Below are 24,702 nucleotides of genomic sequence, written 5' to 3' on the forward strand. Positions count from 1 at the left end.
ATCAGCGCCCCTCGTTGTCAGTGTGCGCGCCGGTGCCGTCGAGGACGGACCGTCGGATGTGTTCGGCGGCGGCTTCGACACCGAGGGAACCCTTCACCACCTCGTCGAGGAGGTCGTCGATCAGCGGGTCCGGCGGGCCGTCCGCCGACTCTTCGCCGGAGGCCTCGGGAAGCCGGCCGTCGAGCGACCGTTCCGCGATCCAGTACCGCTCCTGGGCGAAGGGGTAGGCGGGCAGCCGGACGATACGCGCCGCACCCGCCGGGTGCAGGGCGCCCCAGTCCAGCTCGAAGCCGCTCACCCACAGGTCGAGCACCTTGGCGTAGGAGCCCTTGGCCAGCCACGTCCCGACGACCGCGCCCATCTCGGCATCGGCGGTCAGTGCGGTCAGCGCCCGGTCGGAGCGCGCCGCGCGACCGCGGTGCACTCCGGCGACGGTGCCGCCGGGATGCTTCAGGAAGGCGCGCAGCCGGTCCCCCAGCTCGTCGAACGAGCCGACGACCATGCCCAGCCGCTCGGCCATGGCCTCCCGGCCGACCTGCAGGGTGTACGCGACGTCGGCCGGCGTCGCCCCGGTCCGCTCGGCTTCCGGAAGTGCGTCCAGCAGAGCGGCCGCCCGCTCCCGCAGCCGTTCCTCGTCCTTGGCGGACAGGACGACCACGACCGGCTCGCCGGTCCGCTCCGGCCCGGGAGCCGTCCGGTCGCGGACGTACTCCTCGATCACCACGTGGGCGTTGGAGCCGCCCGCGCCGAAGGAGGAGACCCCCGCCCGGCGCGGCACCTCGGTGCTGACGCCCTCGACGGCGACGACCTGCCGCTTCCATTCCGCGCCCGCCCGCTGGACGACGAACGGGGTCGTGTCGAAGTCGATGTGCGGGTTGAGCTCGTCGGCGTGCAGGCTGGGGACGAGCTCGCCGTGGCGCATCTGCAGGAGGGTCTTGAACACCCCGGCGATCCCGGCGGCGGCCTCCGCGTGCCCGATGTTGCTCTTGACGGAGCCGATCGCGCAGTACCCCAGGTCCTGGGTGTCCTGGGAGAACGCCCGGGTCAGGCCGTTGATCTCGATGGGGTCTCCGAGCGCGGTCCCGGTACCGTGCGCCTCCACGTAGCCGATGGTGCGCGCGTCGACGCCGGCACGGTCGAGTGCGTCCCGCACGACCCGGCCCTGTGCGACCGGATTCGGCACGGTGTACCCGTTGGTGGTGCCACCGTGGTTGATGCTGGTGCCGAGGATGACGGCATGGATGTGGTCACCGTCCCGCTCGGCGTCCTCCAGCCGCTTGAGGACGAGCGCGCCGACGCCCTCGCCGGGGACGAAGCCGTTGCCGCCTGCGCCGAAGCTGCGGCACTCGTCCCCGTCGGCGAGCATCTGCAGGTTGCACAGGTTGACGAAGCTCGACGGGTGCAGATAGAGGTTCACGCCGCCCGCGACCGCCAGTTCGCAGTCACCGTGGAGCAGGTGTTCGCAGGCCTGGTGAAGCGCCGTCAGCGAGGAGGAGCACATCGTGTCGACCGGCATGCTCGGACCGTTCAGGTTCATCTTGAACGAGACGCGGTTGGCCGCCGACCCGAAGGAGGTGTAGGGCTGGGCGGTGTCGCCGTGGCGCCAGCGCTCGGGGCCGTAGAGGTTGTGCCCGGCGCGGGTGATGCCGACGAAGACGCCCACGCGGGAACCGTGTTCGCGCTCCAGGCGGCTCCGTGTGTAGCCGGCGTCCTCGAACGCCCGCCACGCTTCCTGGAGGAACAACCGCTCCTGCGGGTCGATCTCCAGGGCGTCGTTCGGCGTCATCTCGAAGAACAGCGGGTCGAAGTCGGCGAATCCGTCGAGGAAGGCTCCCCACTTGCTGTAGCTCCGGCCCTTCGCGAGGGCTTCCTCCTTGTCGGGCTCGTAGAAGCCGTCGAGCGGCCAACGGTCGGCGGGGACCTCCGTGACGGTGTTCCGGCCCTCGCGCAGTACCGACCAGAAGGCGTCGAGCGTCTCGGCCTGGGGGAAGCGTGCGCTCATGCCCACGATCGCGACGCCACCGGTGCGGCCGGGCCTCGGTGCCAGGCGGGCCTGCGGCCTGCCGGGGCCGGGCGCCGGAGCGGCCTCGGCCGGCACAGGCCCGGCCGCGACGGCGCTCCCCGCCACCCGTCCGGCGGCGGGGTCGGGTGCCACGCCGAGGGCACGGGCCGCTGCCTCGCCCCGCTCGGCGACGAAGTAGCCGGTCAGCGCCTCGATGGTGGGGTACTCGAAGAACAGGGTGCTGCTCGTCTCCCCCATGTCCTTCTTGAGGGCGGTCAGCAGCTGGAGGATGAGGATGGAGTCGATGCCGTAGGCGGAAAGCCGCTCACGCGCGTCGATGGATTCGGCCGGGACCAGGAGGGTCCGGGCGACGAGCTCCTTGAGGTAGCCGCGCACCGCGTCCGCGAGCACCGCGTCGTCCACCAGGGGCTCGGGGGGCGCCGCCGCCGGCCGTGCGCCGGCCGGTTCCGCCGCGGGGAGGGGGGCGGCCGGGCGGCCGGCGAGGTGCGCCTCCTCGGGACGGCCGGGTTCGCCGCAGGTCCGGCGGATGACCCCGTCGCTGAAACCCACCACCACCTGCTGGCCGAGCGGGTGCGCGTCCCGCGCGGGGAACTCGATGCCGCCGAATCCCTCCTGCTCCAGCACCGACTGCCACATCCCGGGCCGCAGGCCGGGCCCGCCGGGCTCGCGCAGCGCGGTGTCGGCCGGCCACCAGCCGTCCAGCAGCGCGAACGTCAGCATGCCGAAGACGGTGTAGCCGGCGATCTCGTTGACGACCAGAGCCCCTCCGGACCGCAGCAGCGCCTTGCTGTTACGCAGGGAGGTGCGGACGTCCTCGGTGGCGTGCAGCACGTTGGTCGCGATGACCAGGTCGTACCCGCCTTCGTCGAGCCCCTGCTCGGCGACCGGACGGGCGGCGTCGAAGATCTCGCAGCGCAGGAACGGACGGTCCGCGCCGAACTCCCGCCGGCCGTGGATGAGGAACGCCTTGGAGAGGTCGGTGTAGCAGTACTCGCCGACGTGCCGCTGGTAGGGCCGGAGCCGGGGCAGGACCGTGGCGGTGGTGCCGCCCGTTCCGGCGCCGATCTCCAGGATCCGTATCCGGGCTCCGGGATCCCGCGCCAGCCTGCTCTCGACGAAGGCGGCGACGCAGTCTCCGACGACGTCGTTGAAGTAGTCGGCGATCATGTTCCGCTTGTAGATCCCCTCGACCAGCTCCAGCGAGGAGCCGGGGAAGATCACGTCGACCGCGGGGACGGTGCCGGCGAGGATGTCCGGAAGCACGCGCAGGGTCGCGTCGACCAGGTCGACGGACGCGCGCAGTTCGGGGTCCGCGAGCCAGGCGCCCCGGCCGCGCTCCCACTCGGCGGCGGCTCCCGGATCGACGGCGCCGGGAACGGCGCGGTAGGAGCCCTCGGCCCCGGTCTCCGCGAGCCAGCCCCGCCGCGCGAACAGCTTCAGGGTCTCCGACGTCCAGCGGCCGTACTTCTCCAGGATCCCGCCGGCCCGCCGGAAGGAGTCCGTGTCGAAGGTGTCCGCCCCGATCCAGCCACGCCCGTGCAGTGCGTCCCACAGCAGCCGCAGGAGCAGCTCGTCCAAGGCCCGGAGCTTCGACTTGGCCCGTTCCTCCACGGTGCGCAGCTGCTCCCGGCGCTCGGGCGGCAGCGGGGCGAGCGGCTCGCTCCGGCGCTCGGCCGGCTCCAGCACACGGATCTCCTCACGGTCGCTATAGCCCTCGAATCGTTCGGGTGCGCTGGTGTTGAGGTAGGCCACCCGGTCGAGCGGAGCGGCCAGCAGCCGCTGGACCGCGTCCATCGCCAGGGCGGGGTCGATGTCGCCCAGGCCCTCTTGCCGGTAGATGCGCTCGCGGACGTGCGACGGCACGTCGAGTCCGCTGCCGACGGCCCCCCAGTAGCCCCAGTTGACCACCTTCACGGCGTACGGGCGCGTTCCGGAGAGGGAGCGGGCGAGGGCGTCCTCGAAGGCGTTGCCGGCCACGTAACTGCAGTAGCCCATGGACGGGTTGACCGAGGCGATCGAGGAGAAGAAGAGCATGAAGTCGAGCCCTTCGGCGTCGAAGACCTCGGCCATCCGCACGCTGGCGTCGATCTTGGCGCTCAGGCCCTGCCGGAACCGCTCCTCGGTCGTATTGAGCAGGCTCTGGTCCACCAGGCCGAAGACGGACTGCACCGCGCCGTGGACGGTGCCGAACCGCTCCCGGATCCGGGCGTGGGCGCTCCGCAGGGAGTCCCCGTCGGAGGCGTCGGCCCGGATGTACCACGGGGCCGGGCCGAACGCGGCCAGCCGGTCGATCTCGCCCTGGATGGTGCTGTCCTTCTCCCGGCGGCCGATCCATACGATCTGCGCCCGGTAGCGCCGGATCATGTCCTCGCTCCAGAGCCGGCCGAGGCCGCCGGCCCCGCCCAGGACGACGTACACCCCGCCCTCCTTGTACGGGGAGCGGGCCGGCGCCGGCAGCTCCACGCGGTACAGGCCCCGGCGGAACCACCGGCCGTCCCGGAACGCCCGCACGGTCGTCCCGCCGGCGGCGGACAGGAGCCGGGCGGGGAGCCGGTCGGACCCGCCGAGGTCGAAACAGGCCACCCCCCAGTGCGGCAGTTCCTTCGCCATGACCTCCGCCAGGCCGAGCACGGCCGCGTCGGCGGGCCGCACCGCCTCGCCCGGCAGCACGGCCTGCGTCTGGCGCGTCAGCACCGTCCACGTCAGCTCATCGGCGCCGTAGCCCAGCTCGAACAGTGCCTTGACCAGGCGGAAGAACGCCTCCACTCCGCCGGAGGCACGCCGCAGTTGCTCATCCGGGGTGGCGCTGCCGTCCGCCGGGGAGATCCACACGAGGTCGCGGACCCGGCCCGCACCCCGCAACTGCTCGACGAGCGAGGCCGTACCCGCCGAGCCGTCGGCGAGGAAGCGGGCGTCGGGGCACTCGGCCGCCAGGGCGGCCCGCTCCTCGGGGCTTCCGCCCACAACGACGACACCGCTCCGGACGGGGCCCCCGGGCCGGGGCGCGGAAGCCTGGTCCTCGACCCAGGTCGGCGCCAGCGCCAGATGGCCCGACTCGGCCCCGGGACCCGGTGCGGGAGTGCGGTCCGCGGAGGGCGCCGGCACGGCGGGACGGGGGCCGTCCACCGGGGGCAGCCAGTGGCGTTGCCGCTGGAACGGGTAGGTAGGCAGGGGGACGCTCCGGTGGGAACCGTTCTCGAAGAGCCGCTCGTAGCGGAGCCGGTAGCCCTGCAGGTAGAGGGCGGACACGGCTTCCAGGTGCTCCCGGCGGGCCGCCCCGGTGGCGCCCTCGGCGCAGTTGCGCAGGCAGCTCTCGCCGTACTGCTCCAGAGCGGGCTGGGGGCTCGCCGCGTTCTCCGTGAGGTCTGCGGTGCGCACGTCCGCTTCCCGTCCGTCCGCGAGCCACTGCGTCAGGAGCGCCACCAGGTGGGCGGTGTCCCGGGCCACGCACGCCAGCCGGACGGGGCAGTGCCGGCGGCCCCGCAGCAGGGCCAGGCCGATGTCGCCCAGCTCGGTGTCCGGGCGGCGGCGCAGGTGCTCCACCAGCCGTTCCGCCTGGGTCCGCAGCTGCTCGGCGGACAGGGCCGACAGCACCACGAGATGGTCCTCGACACGGGCGGCGCCGCGGCGCGCCGTTTCGGGGGCCTCCTCGACCACCACATGGGCGTTGGTGCCGCTGAACCCGAAGGAGCTGAGCGCCGCGCGCCGCGGCCGGCCCGGCTCGGCCGTCCAGGTGCGGTGGACCGTGTTGACGTAGAACGGGCTGCCCTCGAAATCGATGTGGGGGTTCCCCCGGTCGAAGTGAAGGCTGCGCGGCAGCTCGCGGTGGCGCAGAGCGAGCAGGACCTTGATGAGCCCCGCCATGCCCGAGGCCGGTGCGGCGTGCCCGACATTGGTCTTGACCGATCCGATGGCGCAGTACTGCCGCCTGTCGGTGTAGTGGTGGAAGGCACGGGTCAGCGCCTGGAACTCGATCGGGTCCCCGAGCTGGGTGCCGGTGCCATGGGCCTCGACGAGCTGGATGCCGGCCGGGTCGATGCCGAAGGTGTCGTACACCTGGCGCTCCAGCCGCTCCTGCGACTTGGCGCTCGGTGCCGTGATGCCGTTGGAGGTCCCGTCCTGGTTGATGCCGGAACCGCGGATCACACCGTGGATGTGGTCGCCGTCGGCGAGGGCGTCGCTCAGCCGCTTGAGCACGACCACGCCGGCGCCCTCGCCGGGGACGAATCCGTCCGCGGTCTCGGCGAAGGCGTGGCACTGGCCGGTCTCCGAGAGCATCCCGGCCTTGTGGGCGTTCAGGTAGTAGTCGGGTGCGCACTGCACGGACACGCCGCCGACCAGGGCCGCCTCGACCTCGCCCGCGCGCAGCGCCTGGCAGGCGAGATGGAGGGCGACGAGGGATCCGGAGCACGCGGTCTCGACGGCGATGGCGGGGCCGCGCAGGTCGAGGAGGTAGGAGAGGCGCGCCGGGATGATTGCCTCGGCGTTGCCCCACATGGCCTGGGCGGGGGCGTCCTCGCGGGAGCCGGGCAGGTAGTCGCTGACCTGGGTGCCGATGTAGACGCCGCAGGACCGGCCGCGCAGGGCGTCGCCCGCGTAGCCGGCGTCCTCCAGCGCCTTCCACGCCTCCTCCAGCACGATCCGCTGCTGGGGGTCCATGTAGGCGGCCTCGAGACCGGATATCTGGAAGAACAGCGGGTCGAACCGGTCGATGCCGTCCATCATCGAGGCGTACCGGGGGTGCGGCGCGCCGGGCGCCACGAAGGCGGACATGTCCCACCGGGAGATCTCCCCGACAAGGCTGCGCCCGTCGACGAGGTGCTCCCAGAGCTGTTCGGTGTCCTCGGCTGTGCCGAACCGCCCGCTCATGCCGATGACGGCGACGGGCTCGCCGGCCGGGGACTCGGCGTCGGCGCCGGCACGACCGGCCGCCGGCACGACCGGCCGCGGTGCGGCGGCCACCACGGGCACGGTCACCGGGGCGGGAGCCCGCGGCGGTTCGGGAACGGCCGTTGAGGCCGCCTCGGGCATCGGGACCGCCAGGAGCGGTGACGACGCGTCGAGGTGGTGCTCCACCACGTAGCCGGCGAGGGCACGCACCGAACTGTGGTCGAAGAGGTCCGTGACCGACAGCGAGACGCCCAGGTCGGTGCCGAGTTCCTGGGTGAGCTCGACGGCGAGGATGGAGTCCACCCCGTAGTCGGCGAAGGACTCCTCCTCGGATATCTCCCGGCGGTCCAGTCCCAGGGACGTCTGCAGCCGCTCGACGATCACGGACCGCACCCGGGCCTCCGCGTCGTCCGCGACCCGCGCCGCGGAGGCGGGGCCGGGGGCCGGCTCGGAGGCGGGGCGGGGGGCCAGCTCGGAGGCCGGGCGGGGGGCCGGCTCGGAGGCCGGGCGGGGGGCCGGCTCGGAGGCGGGGCCGGGGGCCGGCTCGCCCGTCCGTGCGACAACGATCTGGTGGCCGGCGTGGTGCACGGCTTCGGCGGGGAAGGAGGCGTCGGCGAGGCCCGACTCCCCGAGCACCTGCTGCCAGGTTTCGGGAGCCAGTCCCGGACAACCCGGTATTCGCAGGTCGGTGTCCTCGTAGCGCCACCAGCCTTCGAGCAGCCCGAAGGTCAGGTGCAGGAACACGGTGCGGGTCGCCAGCTCGTTGAGGATGACCGTGCCGTCCGCGCCCAGCAGGGCGCGGGCGTGCCGTGCTGCCGCACGGACGTCGCGGGTGGCGTGCAGGACGTTGGTGGCGAGGACGATGTCGTAGCCGCCCTCCTCCAGCCCCTGCTCGGCGGGAGCGCACTCCGCGTCGAACAGCTCGAACCTCAGATACGGATGGTCCGCGCCGAACTCCTGCCGTCCGTTGCGCAGGAAGTAGCGGGAAACGTCGGTGTAGCAGTACTCGGCCATGCTGTCGCGGTACGGCGCCAGCCGGCGCAGCACCTTCTCGGTGGTGCCCCCGGTGCCGGATCCGATCTCGAAAATACGGACGCGATGTGCCGGGTCGCGCGCGAGCAGGGCCTCGACGCGGGCCGCCACCGACTCCGCGACGAGCTCGTTCAGCGCCGTGGCGCTCCCGCAGTCGCGGTAGACGCCCCGTACCAGACTCATCGAGGAATCGGGGAAGATGACGTCGGTCGCGCGCCGCCGCCCCGAGAGGACCTCGGGCAGCGCGCGGATCGCCGGCGCGAGCAGGTTGACGTAGGCGTTGGCGCCGTCGGCCTCGCGGCACACCGCGTCCCAGCGCCGCCACGCGTCGGCGCCGTCGGGGCGCGCCTTGCCCGTGGGGGCGTAGCGCTCGGCGTTCACCTCCAGATGGCCGTGCTCGGCCAGGATGCGCAGGCTCTCGTCGAGCCAGCGCTCGTAGCCGCCCTCCGATGCCAGGGCTCCTCGCAGGTCGGCGACGGAGCCGCCGCCGGCGAGGTCCATCCCCAGCGTGCCCAGCTGCAGCAGGAGCAGTTCGCACAGCAGGTCGTCGTCGAAGCCCCGGGCGTCGCTGGAGTCCGCGAGCACGCGCTGGAGCAGCCGGTCGTCCGGGCCGGCGGAACCGGCGGGCGTGTGGTCGCCGGCCTGCCGCGGGACGGTGGTCTTGTCCACGGCGAGCTGGTGGTACGGACCGGAGAGCAGGCGGTCGAGGGCGGCCATGCCTTCGGCGGGCTCGATGGAGCCGATGCCGCTCCGCTCCATCCGCTGCTGGTACTCGGACGAGGCGACGACGCCGACGCTGCCCCAGTAGCCCCAGTTCACCACCTTCACGGCGGTGGGGCGGCTCTGCCGCCACAGCCGGGCGAACTCGTCCTTGAAGACACAGCCGGACACGTAGTTGCTCTGGCCCGCGGAACGCTGGAAGGAGTTGGTCGAGGAGAAGAACAGCACGAAGTCCAACGGCTCGTCCATGAAGACCTGTGCGATACGGACGCTGGTGTCCACCTTCGCGCGCACGGCGGCCCGGAACCGCTCCTCCGGCATCCTGGCCACGCTCTGGTCGAGCAGGACGAGCGCCGAGTGCACGACGCCGTGGATCGCGGGGAAGCGCTCCCTGATCCGCGTGAAGGCGGCCGTCAGGTCGTCCCGGTCCGTGGCGTCGGCCTGGACGTACCACGGTGCCGGTCCCATCTGGGAGACCGCGTCGATCCTGGCCCGGACGGACTCGTCCTCGGCACGGCGGCCGATCCAGACCACCTGCGCCCCGTAGGTGCGCACCACGTGCTCGGTCCACACCGCGCCGAGGCCTCCGGCACCGCCGATAACCACGTAGACCCGGTCGCTCCGGTACGGCAGCGCCCCGGTGGGGAACGAGTCGGATGCCACCGGCTCCAGGGTCTGCCGGAGCCAGCTCCCGCCCCGGTGGGCCCAGCTGTCACCGGACGGCTTCACCGGCAGGCGCAGCGCCTCCCTCAGCACCTCGTCCCGGACCGTCTCCACATCGGCGAGGCGCACCCGCCAGCGCGGGTTCTCCTTGGACAGCGACCCCAGCAGGCCGTGCACGCCCGCGTGCGTCGGGTCGACCCGGTCGGTATCGACGACGCCGAGGCTGCGGACGGTGAGGGCGGTCCACGCCAGATCGCGCTTGTCGTAGCCGAGTGCCAGCAGCGCCTTGGCCAGGCGGAAGCCTGCGTAGACGCCCTCCTCCTGGCGGGTGATCAGGTCCTCGCTCTGCGGGAGCGCCTCCGCTCCGCCACCGGCGACCCAGACGACGCCGTCGTAGGGCGCACCGCGGCCGAGCCGCTCCCGCAGACCGTCGACAGTGTCATCGGCCCGCAGCAGCAGGACGTCGACGTCCTCACCACTCCCGGTGAGGAGGGAGCCCAGCTCCTCCGGGTCGGTGCCGGCCAGCAGGATCCGCCCCAGGGGGCCGGCGTCGGCCGCCGGCGGGACGGGCCCGGCGGGCTCCCAGCGCGGCTGGAGCAGCTCCGGGCCGCCGGCGGCGGACCGCTCCGGCTCGGCCGGTGCCTCCGCGCCGGCGGACAGGGGCCGGGTGCGGAAGGCCGCGAACCGCACGCGGACCTCCCCGTCCGCGGCACAGATGTCGACGTCGAACTCGGCACCGTCCTCCGTGGTGCTCCTGAGCCATGCCCACATGACCGGCTCGCAGGGGCCCAGGACCTCCACGGCTCCGACAGCGTACGGAAGGTGGAGTCCGCCGGCGGTCCGCAGGCCCGCGGAGGCCTGGAGTGCCGAGTCGAGGAGCCCCGGGGGCAGTTCCGGGTCGCCCGGACCATACTCGGGCGCCTCGGGCAGCTCCAGTTCGGCGAGCACCTGTGCGTCTCCCACGAGGAGTCGTTTCACTCCCCTGCAGGAGGGGCCGTAGGCGATGCCCTGGCGCCGGTAGGCGAGGTACATCTCGCCCGCGGCCGTCTCGTAGCGTCCGCACTCGGTCCGCAGGGCCTCCAGGTCGAGGCGTGGCCGCGACACGGATCCGTTCCCCTGCTCCAGGCGCCCCTGGCTGTGCACGACCGGGCCGTCGGCTCCGGGCGCCAGGAGCCGGTAGCGGCTCCCCGCGGCTCCGTCCGGCTCCAGTTCGACCCGGAGGTCGACGGGGGTGCCGTCGACCCGCACCGGCCTCAGCCACACGACGTCGCGGAAGGTTACTGCGGTCGTCGGCGCGTTCCGCTGCGCGGCGTGGGCCGCCCGGACCAACTCCAGGTGGGCGACGCCCGGCAGGACCTTCTCGCCGGCCACGACGTGGTCGCGCAGGAACGACTCCGACCCGGTAAGCGTCGTGTCGAACCGGTGTCCGGTGCCGACGGCGCGGGAGGAACCGGCCGTGAGGGTCCCGCCCGGCGCCGTCCGCTGCGCGGGCCGGCGCCACAGACGCTTCTTCGCGAACGGGTAGCCGGGCAGCGCGACCGGCGCGGTGCGCCGGCCGCCGAACAGCCGGCGCCACTCCAGGTCGTACCCCTGGCAGTAGGCCTTTCCCGCGGCGCGCAGGGCGTCCCGGAGCACGACCCCGTCTGCCTGCCCGGCAGCCTCCTCCAGCAGCCGGTCCCCGGCCCGCCGGGCCTCGTCGTGCGGAGTGAATCCACGGGGCACCTGGCCGGTGAGGACATCGTGGTGCCCGGCCGCGGACCACGCGCGCAGCAGCCGGACCGCCTCGGCGGTGTCCCGGGCCACGACCGCGCAGCGGTGCCGGAAGTGCGGCCGGCCATCCAGCAGCGTCGCACTGACGTCCCGCAGTCCATGGGACTTCCGGGGGGCCTCCAGGAAGTCGACGAGGTCGGCGACGCGCTGCCGCAGCGACTCCTCGGACTTGGCCGACAGGGCCAGCAGATGGGCGGACATCTCCACGACCTCTTCCTCGCCACCCGCCGGACGGCTCTCCACCACCATGTGGGCGTTGGTACCGCTCATGCCGAAGGAGCTGATGGCGGCGAGGCTCCTGTGTCCGGGGACCTGGGTCCATGCCCGGTTCGTCCTGTTGACGAAGAACGGGCTGTCCTTCCAGTCGATGTATTCGTTCTCGTGCGCGCAGTGCAGGGATCCGGGGATCGTCTCGTGGCGCATGGCCTGCAGGACGCCGATGAGGCTGACGAGACCCGAGGCCGCGAGCGTGTGCCCGACGTTCGGCTTCACGGACGTCAGGGCGCAGTAGCCCCGCTTGCCGGTGAAGCTCCGGAAGACGTCGTTGAGCGCGTTGACCTCGACGGGGTCGCCGAGCCGCGTGCCGGTGCCGTGGGCGACCACGTACTCGATGTCCGCCGGGTCGATGCCGTGCCGCTGGTAGGTGTCGCGCAGCAGCGCGACCTGGGCGTCACCGTTCGGGGCGGTGATGCCGTTGGACCTGCCGTCGTAGTTGATGCCGCTGGCACGGATGACACCGTGGATCCGGTCGCCGTCGGCCACCGCCGCCGAGAGCCGCTTCAGCACCACGACGGCGACGGCTTCGCTGAGCACCATCCCGTTCGCACGGCTGTCGAAGGCGTAGGTGACACCGTCTTCGGACAGCATGCCCGCCTGCTTGGTCCGGGTCAGTAGCTGAGGGGTGGTGATCAGGCTGACGCCCGCGGCCAGGGCGACGTCGGACTCGCCGGAGCGGATGCTCGCGCAGGCCTGGTGGGCGGCGACCAGCCCGGAGGAGCAGGCGGTGTTGATGGCCATCACGGGGCCGCTCAGGTCGAGCAGGTACGAGAGGCGTGCTGCGAGGATGCCGTCGTGGTTGGCGGTGATGCTGCCCGCCTCGGGGTCCGGAATGTCGTAGTCACCCTGCTCGACCCCCACGAACATGCCGACCCGACGGGTCGACGCGGGCGTCCAGCCGGCGTCCTCCAGGGCGTGCCACGCTTCCTGGAGCAGCAGGCGCTGGCGCGGATCCAGGCTCCGCGCCTCGTTCGGGGAGATCTCGAAGAACAGCGGGTCGAACTCGTCCGGGTCGGACACCTGGCCGACCCGGACGGCCGCGAAGGGGCTGTCGTGCGGCTCGCCCCACAGGTCGAGGCGCTCGCGGGAGACGGGGGTGACGGTGTCGCGGCCCTCCGCGAGGACCGACCACAGTTCGGAAGGGTCGTCGGCGCCGGGGAACCGCCCGCTCATGCCGATGACCGCGATGGCGTCGTCGTCCCCGCAGGCCGGGTGCGGCTTCCGGCCTGCGGAGTCAGGGCCAGGGGTCCCGCCGGCGCCCTGGGCGGGCTCGGCGCTCGGGGCCGGCCGGCCGGCCGGGGGCATCACGTCCTCCGGGGGTGCGGACTCCGCTCCGACGGGCCCGGCAGCGGCGCCGCGGGTGGCCTGGGCGAGATAGAACGCCGCGAGGACCTCCCGGTGCTCCGTGGCGAAGTACTCGCGCAGCTTGCGCAGCGTGGAGCGGCTGTAGAAGAGGGCCGGTGTCACCGAGACGCCCCAGTACTCGCCCAGCCCGGCGGCCAGTCCGGCGAGGCTCACAGAGTCGAAGCCGTAGTCCGCGAGGTTGTCGTCCTCGTAGAGCCTGTCCGGGGACAGGCCCACCGCGCCGCTGACGATCCGGCGCAGATCGTGTGCCAGGCGTTCCTCCGCGACCGGGGCCTGTGCCGGGTCCGGGGCGCTCCCGTTCGCCGGGCCGGCCGGCCGGGCCGCGGCCTCGTCGGCCGTCGGCCGCGCCGGGGCGTCGGCGGTGGGCGTCAGCCCCAGGAACCGGGAGACCCGGCTCGGACTGCCGACCAGGATCATGTGCTGAGCGGCCGGCTGGGACAGCAGCTGCTCGAAGAGGGCGATGCCGTCCGCCGTCTCCAGGAAGTCCTGGCCACTGGACTTCAGCAGCATCGTGGTGGTGTCGCGGTCGAAGCCCATGCCGCCCTCGCGCCACAGCGGCCAGTTGACCACCAGGCTCCGTCCGGTCAGGCGGCCCGCGCGCACCTGCTCCTCGCGGTGCCGGGCGTAGGACATCTGGAAGCGGTTGCCGACCGCGTAGTCGCAGGTGCCGAAGTCACCGATGACGGCTGCTGTGGAGGAGAAGTAGCAGACGAAGTCCAGCTCTTCGCCGGCCAGCGCCTCGTCCAGTACCAGCGTCCCCCGGATCTTGGGGTCGAGGACCGCCTCGAAGGAGCGCAGGTCCTTCTCCAGGACGCTTCCCTGCCCCTGGACCCCGGCGGCGTGGATGACTCCGTGCAGGGCACCGAAGCTCTCGCGCGCCCGTGCCACGGCCCCCGTCATGGCGTCCGCGTCGCAGCTGTCCGCCTGGACGTACAGGACCCGGTCTCCGGCGCCGAGCCCGCGCAGGGTCTCCCGGCGTGCCTCGTCCAACGGGGAGCGGCCGGTCAGGACGACGTTGGCCGCGAAGTGCTCAACGAGGTGCCTGGCCGTGATCAGCCCGAGCCCGCCGCAGCCGCCGGTGATCAGATAGGTGCCGCCGTGCCGGAGCGCTCCGGCACGGTCCTCCTCCAACACGGCTTCACGGACACGGCTCACGAAGCGCCCGCCCGACCGGTACGACGCGCTGACCGCCGGTTCCTGGCGCAACTCGGCGACCAGCCTGGTCACCCAGGCCGCGGCGTCCGCCGGCCGCTGCGGATCGTCGGCGTCCTGGAGCACGGCCACCGTCGACAGCTTCGGCATCACCAGGCCCAGCGAGCGCTCGAAACCGAGGTGCGCCTCCAGTAGCGCGCGCTCCCGGCCGTCGCGGTACTGCCCGGCCACCAGGTGGCGCCGTACGTCGAGTCCGGCTTCGGCGATGGCCTGGAGCGTCAGCACGACATCGCCGAAGTCGCCGTCGACGGCTCCGGGTTCGAGCGCCTCCATGCTGACGACCGCGTCGACGGGACCGGGGCCGGCCACGATGGCGCGGAAGGCGTCCCGGTAGTCCTGGGCCGAGCCGCGCCGGACCTCGTAGCGGTCGGGACCCGTCGTGCGGAAGCCGTCCCCGCGTCCGACGAAGACCGTGCGGAGGCCGGGGCCGAGTTTTCGGGCCGCCCGGGCGACCTCCTCCTGACGCTCGGTGCCCGTGCACAGGAACACGATGCCGCGCGGCGCGGGGGCTGTGCCCGCGCCCAGCGGCGCCGGCTCCCAGGCCTCCACGAAGGCCAGCGGCCGGGTCCGTTCGCCGACGGGCCCTTCCGCGGGCACCCGGCCGGCCGCCGCCGGCTCGGCCGGAGCCGCCGGACGGGGCGGCTGGAGGGCGAGCGCGGGAGGGGCGTCGAGCCAGTGGCGTTCCTGGACGAACGGGTACGTCGGCAGGGGGATGCGGCGCGGCTCGACGTGGCGGGCCAAGGACGTCCAGTCGAGGGCCAGGCCCTTGACCCAGACGTTGGCCAGCTTGTCGTACCGGCCCTGTGCGAGCCACTGCCGCACCAGGGCCCGCATCTCTTCGTCGGCTTCGAGGAGGGCGACGGAGTCCTTGTTCTGCCGCACGCCGCCGCGGAAGACGTTCGCGTCGTCCTCCTGCTCACCGTCGAGGAACGCGCGCAGCCGCTCGCGCAGCGCGTCCCGCCCGTCGGCGACCAGGGCCAGGCGTTCCTCCATGGCCTCGCGGCCGACCTGAAGGGTGTAGGCGATGTCCGCGGGGTCGGCGTCGCGGCCGGCCCGGTCCAGCCACGCGAGCAGGTTCCGGGCCTTCGCCCGGAGCCGCTCGTCGTCCTTCGCCGACAGCACCAGCAGTTCCGGCAGGGGGTCGCGGGACGGGCGCGGCGGCCTCTCGGCCCCGGCCCGGTACTCCTCGATGATCACGTGCGCGATGGCGCCGTGCGCGCCGAACGACGAGACGCCGGCGATCCTTGGCAGGGTCTGCTGCACCCCGTCGACCGTCCAGGTGGGGCGCTCCCAGGGCTCCAGGCGGCGCTGCACGTGGAAGGGCGAGTTCGGGAAGTCGATGTGCCGGTTCAGCTGCTCGGAATGGAGGGAGGGCACGAGCATGCCGTGCCGCATCTGGAGCAGGACCTTGGTGACGGCGACGACACCGGCCGCGCCCTCCAGGTGGCCGATGTTCGACTTCACCGATCCGATCGGGCAGTACTGCTTCCGGTCGGTGTGCTTGCGGAACGCCCGTGTCAGACCGGTGATCTCGATGGGGTCGCCGAGGGAGGTGCCCGTGCCGTGGCCCTCGACGTAGCTGATGTCCTCGGCCGAGAGCCCGGCGTCCGCCAGCGCGGCGGAGACCATGTCCGCCTGCGCCAGGGGGTTGGGCACGGTCATGCCGTTGGTCTTGCCGCCGTGGACCGTGGCGACGCCGCGGATCACCCCGTGGATGTGGTCGCCGTCCTCGACCGCCTGGTCGTACGACTTGAGCAGGACGCAGCCGACGCCCTCGCCCGGTACGTAGCCCGTGCCGCCCTCACCGAAGGAGCGGCAGCGTCCGTCCTCGGAGAAGAAGTTCATCTGGCTGAGCGAGACGTACTTGTTGGGGTGCAGCGACAGGTTCACCCCGCCGGCGAACGCGAGGGACGAGGAGCCGTTGCGGATGCTCTCGACCGCCATGGCTATCGCGTAGAGCGACGAGGAGCAGGCGGTGTCGACGGTGAGGCTCTGCCCGTGCAGGTCGAAGAAGTAGGAGACGGCGTTGGAGGCGGCGGCGCGGTCGGACAGGACGACGTCGTCGCCGCTGTACAGCTGGTACTCGTTCCACATCATGCCCAGGTAGACGCCGACCTTGCGGGCCTTGTCGGGGCTCAGGGACCGGCGCGTGTGGCCCGCGTCCTCCATCGCCTCCCAGGCGGCCTGCAGAAACAGCCGGGTCTGGGGGTCGGTCAGCGCGGCCTGGTTCGCCGACATGTTGAAGAACAACGCGTCGAAGTCCTCGGCTCCGTCGATGAAGCCCCCCCACTTACTGGAGCTCTTGCCGGGTGTCTTCTCGGCCGCGTAGTACAGCTCCTTGTCCCATCGGCGCGACGGGATCTCCTCGATGCAGTCCTGGCCGCGCTCCAGCACCTTCCAGAACTCGTCGAGGTCGTACGCCTTCGGATACCTACCGCTCATGCCGATGATCGCCACGTCACGCGGGCGTCCCCCGGGCCGTCCGGCAGCCCGCCCGGCCGGCCGTGCCTCCTGGGGGGTCACGGAGCCGCTCCGGACCTCGGCGGACCGCATGTGCGCCGGGACCGGCGGGGAGGCCGGCGCAGCGGCCGCGGGCGCGCGCTTCGCAGGCGCCGGCGGCGCGGTGGCGGACCGCGACGGCCCCAGCAGCTCGGTCAGCCGCGCGGCCTGGTGCTCGGTGAAGTACTCGGCCAGTTCCTGGATCGTGCGGTACTCGAAGAACAGCGTCCCCGGGAGCGATGCGAAGTCCTTGGTCAGGAGCCTCATCAGCTCCATGATCTGGATGGACTCGATGCCGTACTCCCCCAGCTCCGCGGAGGCGTCGATCCGCCCCTGCGGAATACGGAAGACCTGCGACAGCCGGCCCTTCAGGTAGCCGACCGTCCGGGTGAACAGCTCGCCGGAGTCCCCGGCGGGCTCCGGTTCCGTGCTCTCCGCGACCACGGCGTCCACGGTCACCGGCGCGGCGCCGGCCGTGTCCGCGGTCCGGGCTCCGGCCGTTTCCGCACCGGCCCGCTCGGCTCCCGGGACCCGCAGGACCCGCTCGATCTTCTTGCGCTCCCCCTTCGTCACGACGACCTGGTTCTCGTCGGACTCCAGGATCGCCAGCAGCGCCCCGATGCCCTCCTCGGTCCGCAGTCCCCGCATGCCCGAGTGGTCGTGGTAGAGCGTCTTCGCGGGGCCGTCCTCGGCGAGCTCACCGAGCATGCCGCCCTCGGCCCAGTAGGGCCAGTTGACCGAGATGCACCGGCCGCGGCGCAGGCCCCGCGTCCGCAGTTCCTCCCGGTGCCGGATGTAACTGTCGAGGAACCGGTTGGCGGCGGCGTAACTGCCCCGTCCGAAATCTCCGACGTAGGCGGCGATGGACGAGAACACGACGAAGAAGTCGAGCGGTTCGCCGGCGGTCAGCTCGTCGAGATGAACGGTTCCCCGGGTCTTCGGCGCCAGGACCCTCTCGAAATCGGCCCAGTCGGCATCCATGACGCCCGTACCGCCCATGACGCCCGCGCCGTGGAAGACGCCGTCAACACCGCCGAAGCGCTCCTTCGCCGCGTCGAGTGCCCGGCTCACGCCGTCGCGGTCGGTCACGTCGCAGGGGACGTAGAAGACCTCGGCCCCGGCCTCCTCCAGGGCGGCGAACTGCGCCCGCAGCGAGACGTCCGGCTCCCGCCGGCCGAGCAGGACCAGCCTCGCCCGGCACTCCCTGGCCAGGTACCCGGCCAGGTGCAGCCCCAGGGCGCCGGCGCCCCCGCTGAGCAGGTAGACGCCGCGCTCCTTGAGGGGCAGCCCGCGGCCACCGCCGCGCTCTTCGGCGGTCCACGGCTGCAGCACCCGCTCCGAGCGCGCCCCGTCGGTGTGCCGGATCTCGCGCCAGCCCCGTTCCGCGGGCCCCTCCGGCCGGTCGAGCTCGCGCAGCACACTGTCCGCAACGGCGTCCGGCGCCGCCGCGTCCGCGACCTGGAGACTACCCACCCGGAACAGGTGGTCGACCGTCGTCATGGCGCGGCCGAAGCCCGTGAGCGCCTCCGCCGCGGCCTGCTGGGGGCCGGTCCGGTCCGAGTGCACGGACAGGTACTGGACCTCCTGCCCGTTCCCGGTGCGGTGCACGGCACGGAAGAGGTGCAGCAGCCCCTCCAAGCCGATCGTGAGATCGGACTGGTCCGGGGTGAGCGGCCAGCAGTCCACGATCGCCCGCGGCGCCGAGTCCCCTTCCTCCAGGGCCCGCAGGAGCCGTTCGAAGTCCTCGGGGCTTCGGCGGTCCACGGTGAACAGGTCCGGTCCCGACTCCCGGAACGAGCTCCCGCTCCGCACGCGCACCACGCGGCCGGCGTACCCCGCGCCCAGCGGAGCACGGCGCGTGTCCTCGTCGTCGAGGAGCAGCAGCGTGTCTCCCGCCAGAGAGGACTCCGCCCCGCGGCCGGTGTCGCTGTCGCTGTCGCTGTCGCTGTCGCTGTCGGTCCAGCGCGGCACGTAGTAGTGCAGTTGCTCGCTCTTGTCCGCCACGACCTCCTTGAACACCAGGCCGGTGAGCCTGACGCACTCGGTGCCGCTGTCGTCGCAGAGCGAGAGATCGACGCTCAGTGTCCCGTCCCGGGCGATCCGGTGGATGGTCGCATGGGTGTAGGACTGCCGGGGGATCGGTGCGAAGACCACGAGCTCTTCGAGGCTGAATGGGATCCGCAGGACGCCGTCCTGCTCCCCGATGCCGCGCAGCGCGTTGAGCGCGGCGTCGAACAGCGAGGGGTGCAGGGTGAAGCGGGGGTACTCCTCGTCGAGGCCGTCGCCGAGCACGATCCGGGCCAGTGCCTCCTCCTCGCCGCAGTACAGCTCCTGCATGGCCTGAAAGGTCTCGCCGTAGCCGAACCCCAGTTCCCGAAGGCTCGCGAAGATCTCGCCGTTCTCACGGCGGGCGCCGCACCGCGCCTTGATCGCGGCGATGTCGATCGCGCCGCGCGGACGCGTGGGCCCGTCGGCGGCGCACTCGGCCCGGCCCTGGGAGAAGACCGTGCGCTCGCCGCCGGTCTCGTCGTGGATGACGAACTCCAGCGAGTCGTGTTCGAGCGGGGTCAGCTCGATGTGGACGGTCCGGGACGGGCTGTCCATGACGATCGGACGGCCCCAGATGATGCCCCGCAGGGTGACCGAATCGGCGCCGGTGGCCAGCCGGGAGGCGGCGTACGCCATCTCCATGTGGGCGACTCCGGGCAGCAAAATCCTCCCGTCCACGATGTGGTCGCGCAGGAAGAACTCGCTCGACGAGAGGCACTTGGTGTAGCGCTGTGACCGGAAGGTGGAGACGTTCCCGTCCAGCAGCGGGTGCAGTGCGGCGGACGCGGGAAGCGCCTGCGGCACCGCCTCTCGGCGGGACCCCGCCGGATCGGTCCAGTAGGTCTCACGGGCGAAGGGGTAGCCGGGCAGCGAGACGCACGGCAGCGGCCCCTCCCCGAAGAGGTTCTCCCAGGCCAACTCGTAGCCCTGGCAGTAGAGGTCGGCCAGGGCCCGGACCGCGTCCCGGTACCGGGCGTCCCGCTTCCCCGCACGGACGCGTCCGACCAGCTCGTTCCCGTACTCGGCGAGCGCGATCTGCGGGCGGAAGTCCCGGCCGGTCAGCCCGCGGAACACCTGGGGGTCCTTCTTGCCGTCGAGGACCTGCCGCAGCAGCAGCTCGGCGTCCTCGGGGGTCTCCGCGACCAGCGCACAGCGGTGCGCGAAGTGGTGCCGACCCGCGAGCAGGGTGCTGCTGATCCTCCCGAGACCGACGTCCTTCGCCCCGCCGGTCCGGAGGAAGTCGAGCAGGTCCGCCACCCGCTCCCGGAGCGCCTCTTCGGTCTTCGCCGACAGCGCGAGCAGGTAAGAGGGCCGGGAGACGGCCGGAAGCGCGGCCGATCCGTCGCCGTGGCTCTCCACCACGACGTGGACGTTCGTCCCGCTGATACCGAAGGAGCTGACGGCACCGGTCCGTTCCCGCCCCTGCCGGACCGGCCAGGGGCGGGCCTCCTTGTTGACGCGGAACGGGCTGCGCGTCCAGTCGATGTACTCGCTCTCCTGCTCGGAGTGCAGGCTCGCGGGGACCGTCCGATGCCGCAGCGCCTGCACCAGGGCGATCAGGCTGACCACGCCCGAGGCGGCCAGGGTGTGCCCGACGTTCGTCTTGACCGAGGTCAGCGCGCAGTACCGGGTCTTGTCGGTGTGCCGGCCGAACGCCTCGGTCAGCGCGTTCACCTCGATGGGGTCGCCGAGCCTGGTGCCCGTGCCGTGGGCGATCACGTGTTCGATGCCGGCCGGCTCGACTCCGAACCGCCGGTACACGGAGTCGAGCAGGGCGACCTGGGCGGTCTGGCTGGGAGCCGTGATCCCGTTGGTCCGGCCGTCGTGGTTGAGGCCGCTCGCCGTGATGACGGCGTGCACCCGGTCACCGTCGGCAAGCGCCTTGGCCAGCGGCTTCAGTACGACGGCGGCGATCGCCTCGCCCATGACCATGCCGTTGGCACGCTTGTCGAACGCGTAGCAGACCCCGTCGGGTGACAGCATCCCGGCCTGGGTGGCGTGCTCGTGGAACCTGGGTCCGGCCATGAGGCTGACGCCCGCGGCGACCGCGGTGTCGCACTCGCCGCTGCGCAGGCTCAGGCATGCCTGGTGCACGGCCGCCAGGCCGGCCGAGCAGGCCGTGTTGACGGTCAGCACCGGCCCGGAGAAATCGAGGAAGTAGCTGAGTCGGGCAGCCAGGATTCCGTCATGGCCGGAGGTCAGCGTCTCCTCGTCCCCGTCCAGACCCGGGTAGTCGCTCTGCTCGGCACCGACGAACATGCCCATGACGTTGTCGCCGAGCTGCTTCGCCCCGTATCCGGCGTCCTCCAGGGCCCGCCACGACTCCTGCAGCAGCAGACGCTGCCGCGGGTCCATGTGCTCCGCCTCCTTGGGGGAGATCTCGAAGAACAGCGGGTCGAACTCCGCTTCGCCGGGCAGCCATCCGCCCCGGACCTCCGAGGCGCCCGCCACACCGGCCCAGTTGCCCAGCCGGTGCGCGGGGATCGGGGTCACCGCGTCCCTGCCTTCGGCGAGCAGCTGCCAGAACTCCTCGACCGTGCGGGCCTGCGGGAATCGGCCGCTCATTCCGATGACAGCGATGCGGTGGTCGCTGTCATCGGCTCCGTGGCCTGGCTGGGGCCGGGCCCCTGGGACGGCCTCCTCCCCTGCCTCCGTCGCGGCCTCCGCTTCGGCAGAGGCCGTCCCGCCGACGGTCGCCCCGTCGGTCCGGCCGTCGGTCCGGCCGTCGGTCGCCGTGTACTTCCCCGCCACGGCTCCGGCGTACCGCTCCTCCAGCAGATGGTCCGCGAGCATCGCCACGGTGAAGTACGTGTAGAAGAGCGCCGGCTCGACGTCGATGCCGTAGTGCTCGTTCAGCCGCAGGGCGAGCTCGGTGTTGCCGACCGAGTCGCAGCCGAGGTCGGACAGCCGGGCCTGCGGACGGATCTCGTCGACCTCGAGCCGCAGGACCTCGCCGACGATGCCCAGGAGATCCGCCTCGACGGCCTCCCGGGTGTCGGTGCCCGTCCACTCCCTGGGATGTGTCTGCCCGACCATGTTCGGCACGAGTCCTTCCTGCTTGGTTGCGGGATCCAACTCTTCGTCCTGCACGGCCGCCGGACTCCCGACGGGTACGGCCCCGTCGGCCGCGTCCCGGCTGATCCAGAAGCGGTGGCGGTCGAACGCGTAGGTCGGCAGTCGGAGCCGCCGGGGCGCCGACGCGAACAGGTCCGTCCACGCGTGGTCGCGTCCTGCGGCGAAGGACTCCGCCAGGTCCAGCAGCCGGTCCCGGTACTCGGCAGCCGGGAGATCGGCCCCGGTGTCGGCCACGGGTTCGACGGCCGGCCGAGGCGCTCCGGCCTCCTCACCGTCCGACGGTGCGCCCTGCGGCTCGTGGAAGCAGTCGTCGGCCCGGCCCGTCTCCGACAGGAGCGCCAGCTTCGTCCGGAGCTCGTCGCGGTCGCGCACGACCAACGCGGTCCGGCAGCCGAAGTGGTCACGCCCCAGCAGCAGGGTGGCGCTGAGGCTGGTCAGATCCGCCTCGGAGCCGTCGCCGTCGAGCCAGTCCCGCAGGTCGCGGAGCCGCCGCTGGAGCGCGGTGCCGGTTCGCGCGGACAGGCACACGAGGTAGGCCGGGCGGTCCTCCGGAAGGACCGGTGCCGTGGTGGGAGCCTCTTCGAGGACCACGTGGGCGTTGGTGCCGCCGATGCCGAACGAGCTGACGCTCGCCCGGCGGGGCAGGGTTTCACCGGTCCGCGACCGCAGGGGCTTCCAGTCGCGCAGCCGGTCCACGATGTGAAAGGGGGTGCCGTCCAGGTCGATGCGCGGGTTCAGCCGCTGGAAGCCCCGCAGGCGGGGCAGCTGCCGGTGCTCCATCGCGAGGAGCACCTTGAGCAGGCCGGCGATCCCGGCGGCGGCTTCGAGGTGGCCGATGTTGGCCTTGACCGACCCCAGTCCGCAGAAGTTCTGCTGTTGCGGGTCCGCGTCGTCGCCGCGCGCCCTACGGAAGCCCTCCACCAGGCCCTCGAATTCGACCGGGTCCCCGGTCGGTGTCCCGGTGCCGTGTGCCTCGACGTACCCGATGGTGTCGGAGGAGACGCCCGCCCGGAGGATGGCGTCCGCCACGACCCGCGCCTGCGCCTGGTCGCTGGGGTAGGTCAGTGTGCGTGTCCGGCCGTTGTGGTTCGCGGCGCTGCCCTTGATGACACCGTAGACGTTGTCCCCGTCGCGCACGGCGTCCGCGAGGGGCTTCAGCAGGACAACGCCCCCGCCCTCGCCCCGGACGTAGCCGTCGGCCCGCTCGTCGAAGGGGCGGCACGAGCCGGTGGGCGACAGCATGCCGGTCTTGGCGAACGAGGTGTGCCGGGCCGGCGTCAGCACGAGGTTGATCCCCCCGGCGAACGCGAGTCCGCACTCGCCGTGTTGAAGGGACTGGACCGCGAGGTGGAGGGCCTGCAAGGAGGCCGACGACGCCGTGTCGACGACCACACTGGGGCCGCGCAGATCGAGGAAGTGGGAGACCCGGTTCGCGATGACCGCCCCGATCGTGCCCGTGGAGTGGTGCGCCGCGACTTCGCCTGAGCGGCTCTCCTGAAGCTCCTTGTAGTCCAGGCCGAACGAGCCCAGGAACACCCCGGCATCGCGGCCGGACAGCCGGCCGGGAGCGATGGCCGCGTCCTCGACGCAGGACCACACGAGTTCCAGCATGATGCGCTGCTGCGGGTCGGCGCTCTCGGCCTCCAGCGGGGAGAAGCGGAAGAACTGCGCGTCGAAGGCGTCGACGTCGTCGATCAGCCCGGCCCACCTGCTGACGCCCGGGCGCCCGGCCCCTCCACCGGAGGCGATCGCCGCCTCCGCCCTCCCCATGTCCCAACGGGTCTGTGGTACTTCGCCCACCGGCGACCGGGCGTTCTTGAGGAGGTCCCAGAACCGGCGGTGGTTGTCCGCACCGGGAAACCTGCACGCCATTCCAATGACGGCGATGGGGACATGCTGCGACACTGCTGGAGACCCCCTTGTCGTTCGCGGTGTTTTCGGCGCAGCACGACGGCCGCCCGTGACCGAACCCGGGCGCGCCGAACCAGGACCTTCTCCTGACGAGCCGCTCCCGCGGTGAATGTTGTCTGGACGCACCGGCAGCGGGCTGTCGTCCTCCGCGGCGGGCGTGCTGCCATCAGATAGCGCGAACTCGTGCGCGATGAGCAGGGGTGTTGGGTTCTCCGAAGGGCGCGCTTCAACCCTCGGAACCGATTGCCGACGTGCCGTGCATCACGTCGGGCACGCAGGCATCACACCTTTGCGCCTGTTCCCCTCAGACGCGCGTCGAGCGCCTCGACATCGGGAAGGAACCAAATGTGGCTCGCTGTGTTGGATTCATGGACGAGAGCACGCAGTGCCGTGCTGGATTCCAAGTGACGCGAGATATCACCGATGATGGCAAGCCGCATCCGGTAGTTCACAAACTTCTGCATGATTTCACCGGCGATACGCGTGCCGAGCGAGAAGAACTCGTCATCCAGGCGGCTGACAGGGAGCGCCACGATCTCAGCGTCGAACAATGCCGCGCCAATCAGGTCCAGCGCATCCTGCTCGGTGACCACTGTCGGGCCTTCCGGATCGCACATCAAGACCTGAACGCCATGTCGTTCCTGCATCGAGTCCACGATTCCCCCGTTAGCACAACAAAGAAATAATCACCAATCAATGTTTCGGAAAATTACCACACGCATGATCACCGGTCAATACGCCATCTACCCCGGTATGCGTTTCGGCCAGTTTTCACACTGAGGGTTTAGAACCTGCCGAGCCTGGCGAACACCCATCAGCCGCTCTGCCCCCACCGAGCCAAATGGACCATGCTTTCCCAGTTCAGAGCGGCAATGAACGAGTCGGTGGCGCCCTACCGACGAGAGAGGGGCGAGCGGGTTCAGACCAGCATCGATCGACGATATCCAGCCACCGAGGCAAGGGATCAAGCCAGCAGAAGTCGCCGGAAACTGCCCTTCTTACCTCTCGGTCCAGCCATTCTGCCGCTTATGGGCATGGCGAACGACAAATCGATCCCGCCCATCCCGCCGAGCCCATGGGCCGAGCGGCCTCCAGCCGGAAGCATTGCGCGCCATTTCCCGAGCGGTTGCGCTCGCAGGGAAAGCCTTGCCGGGACGCGGAGTCTCGTGATCCACTGCAGGGCACCGCCCCCTCTCTACCACTCGTTCGCAATTAAC

2 protein-coding genes are annotated in these 24,702 nt (G+C 72.0%); both read right to left on the reverse strand.

Annotation, left to right across the window (positions count from 1 at the left end):
• Position 1 precedes the first annotated feature (1 nt).
• Positions 2-23,611 carry an SDR family NAD(P)-dependent oxidoreductase gene (locus tag ACFVJX_RS10850; protein ID WP_385744357.1) on the reverse strand — a complete coding sequence of 7,870 codons (23,610 nt, stop codon included), beginning with the start codon at positions 23,609-23,611 and terminating at the stop codon, positions 2-4.
• Positions 23,612-23,766: 155 nt separating this feature from the next.
• A complete protein-coding gene (locus ACFVJX_RS10855) occupies positions 23,767-24,132 on the reverse strand; it encodes a DUF4180 domain-containing protein (protein ID WP_384128431.1) in 366 nt (121 codons plus the stop codon).
• Positions 24,133-24,702 lie beyond the last annotated feature (570 nt).

Source organism: Streptomyces sp. NPDC127177 (assembly GCF_042672475.1).
GTDB lineage: Bacteria > Actinomycetota > Actinomycetes > Streptomycetales > Streptomycetaceae > Streptomyces.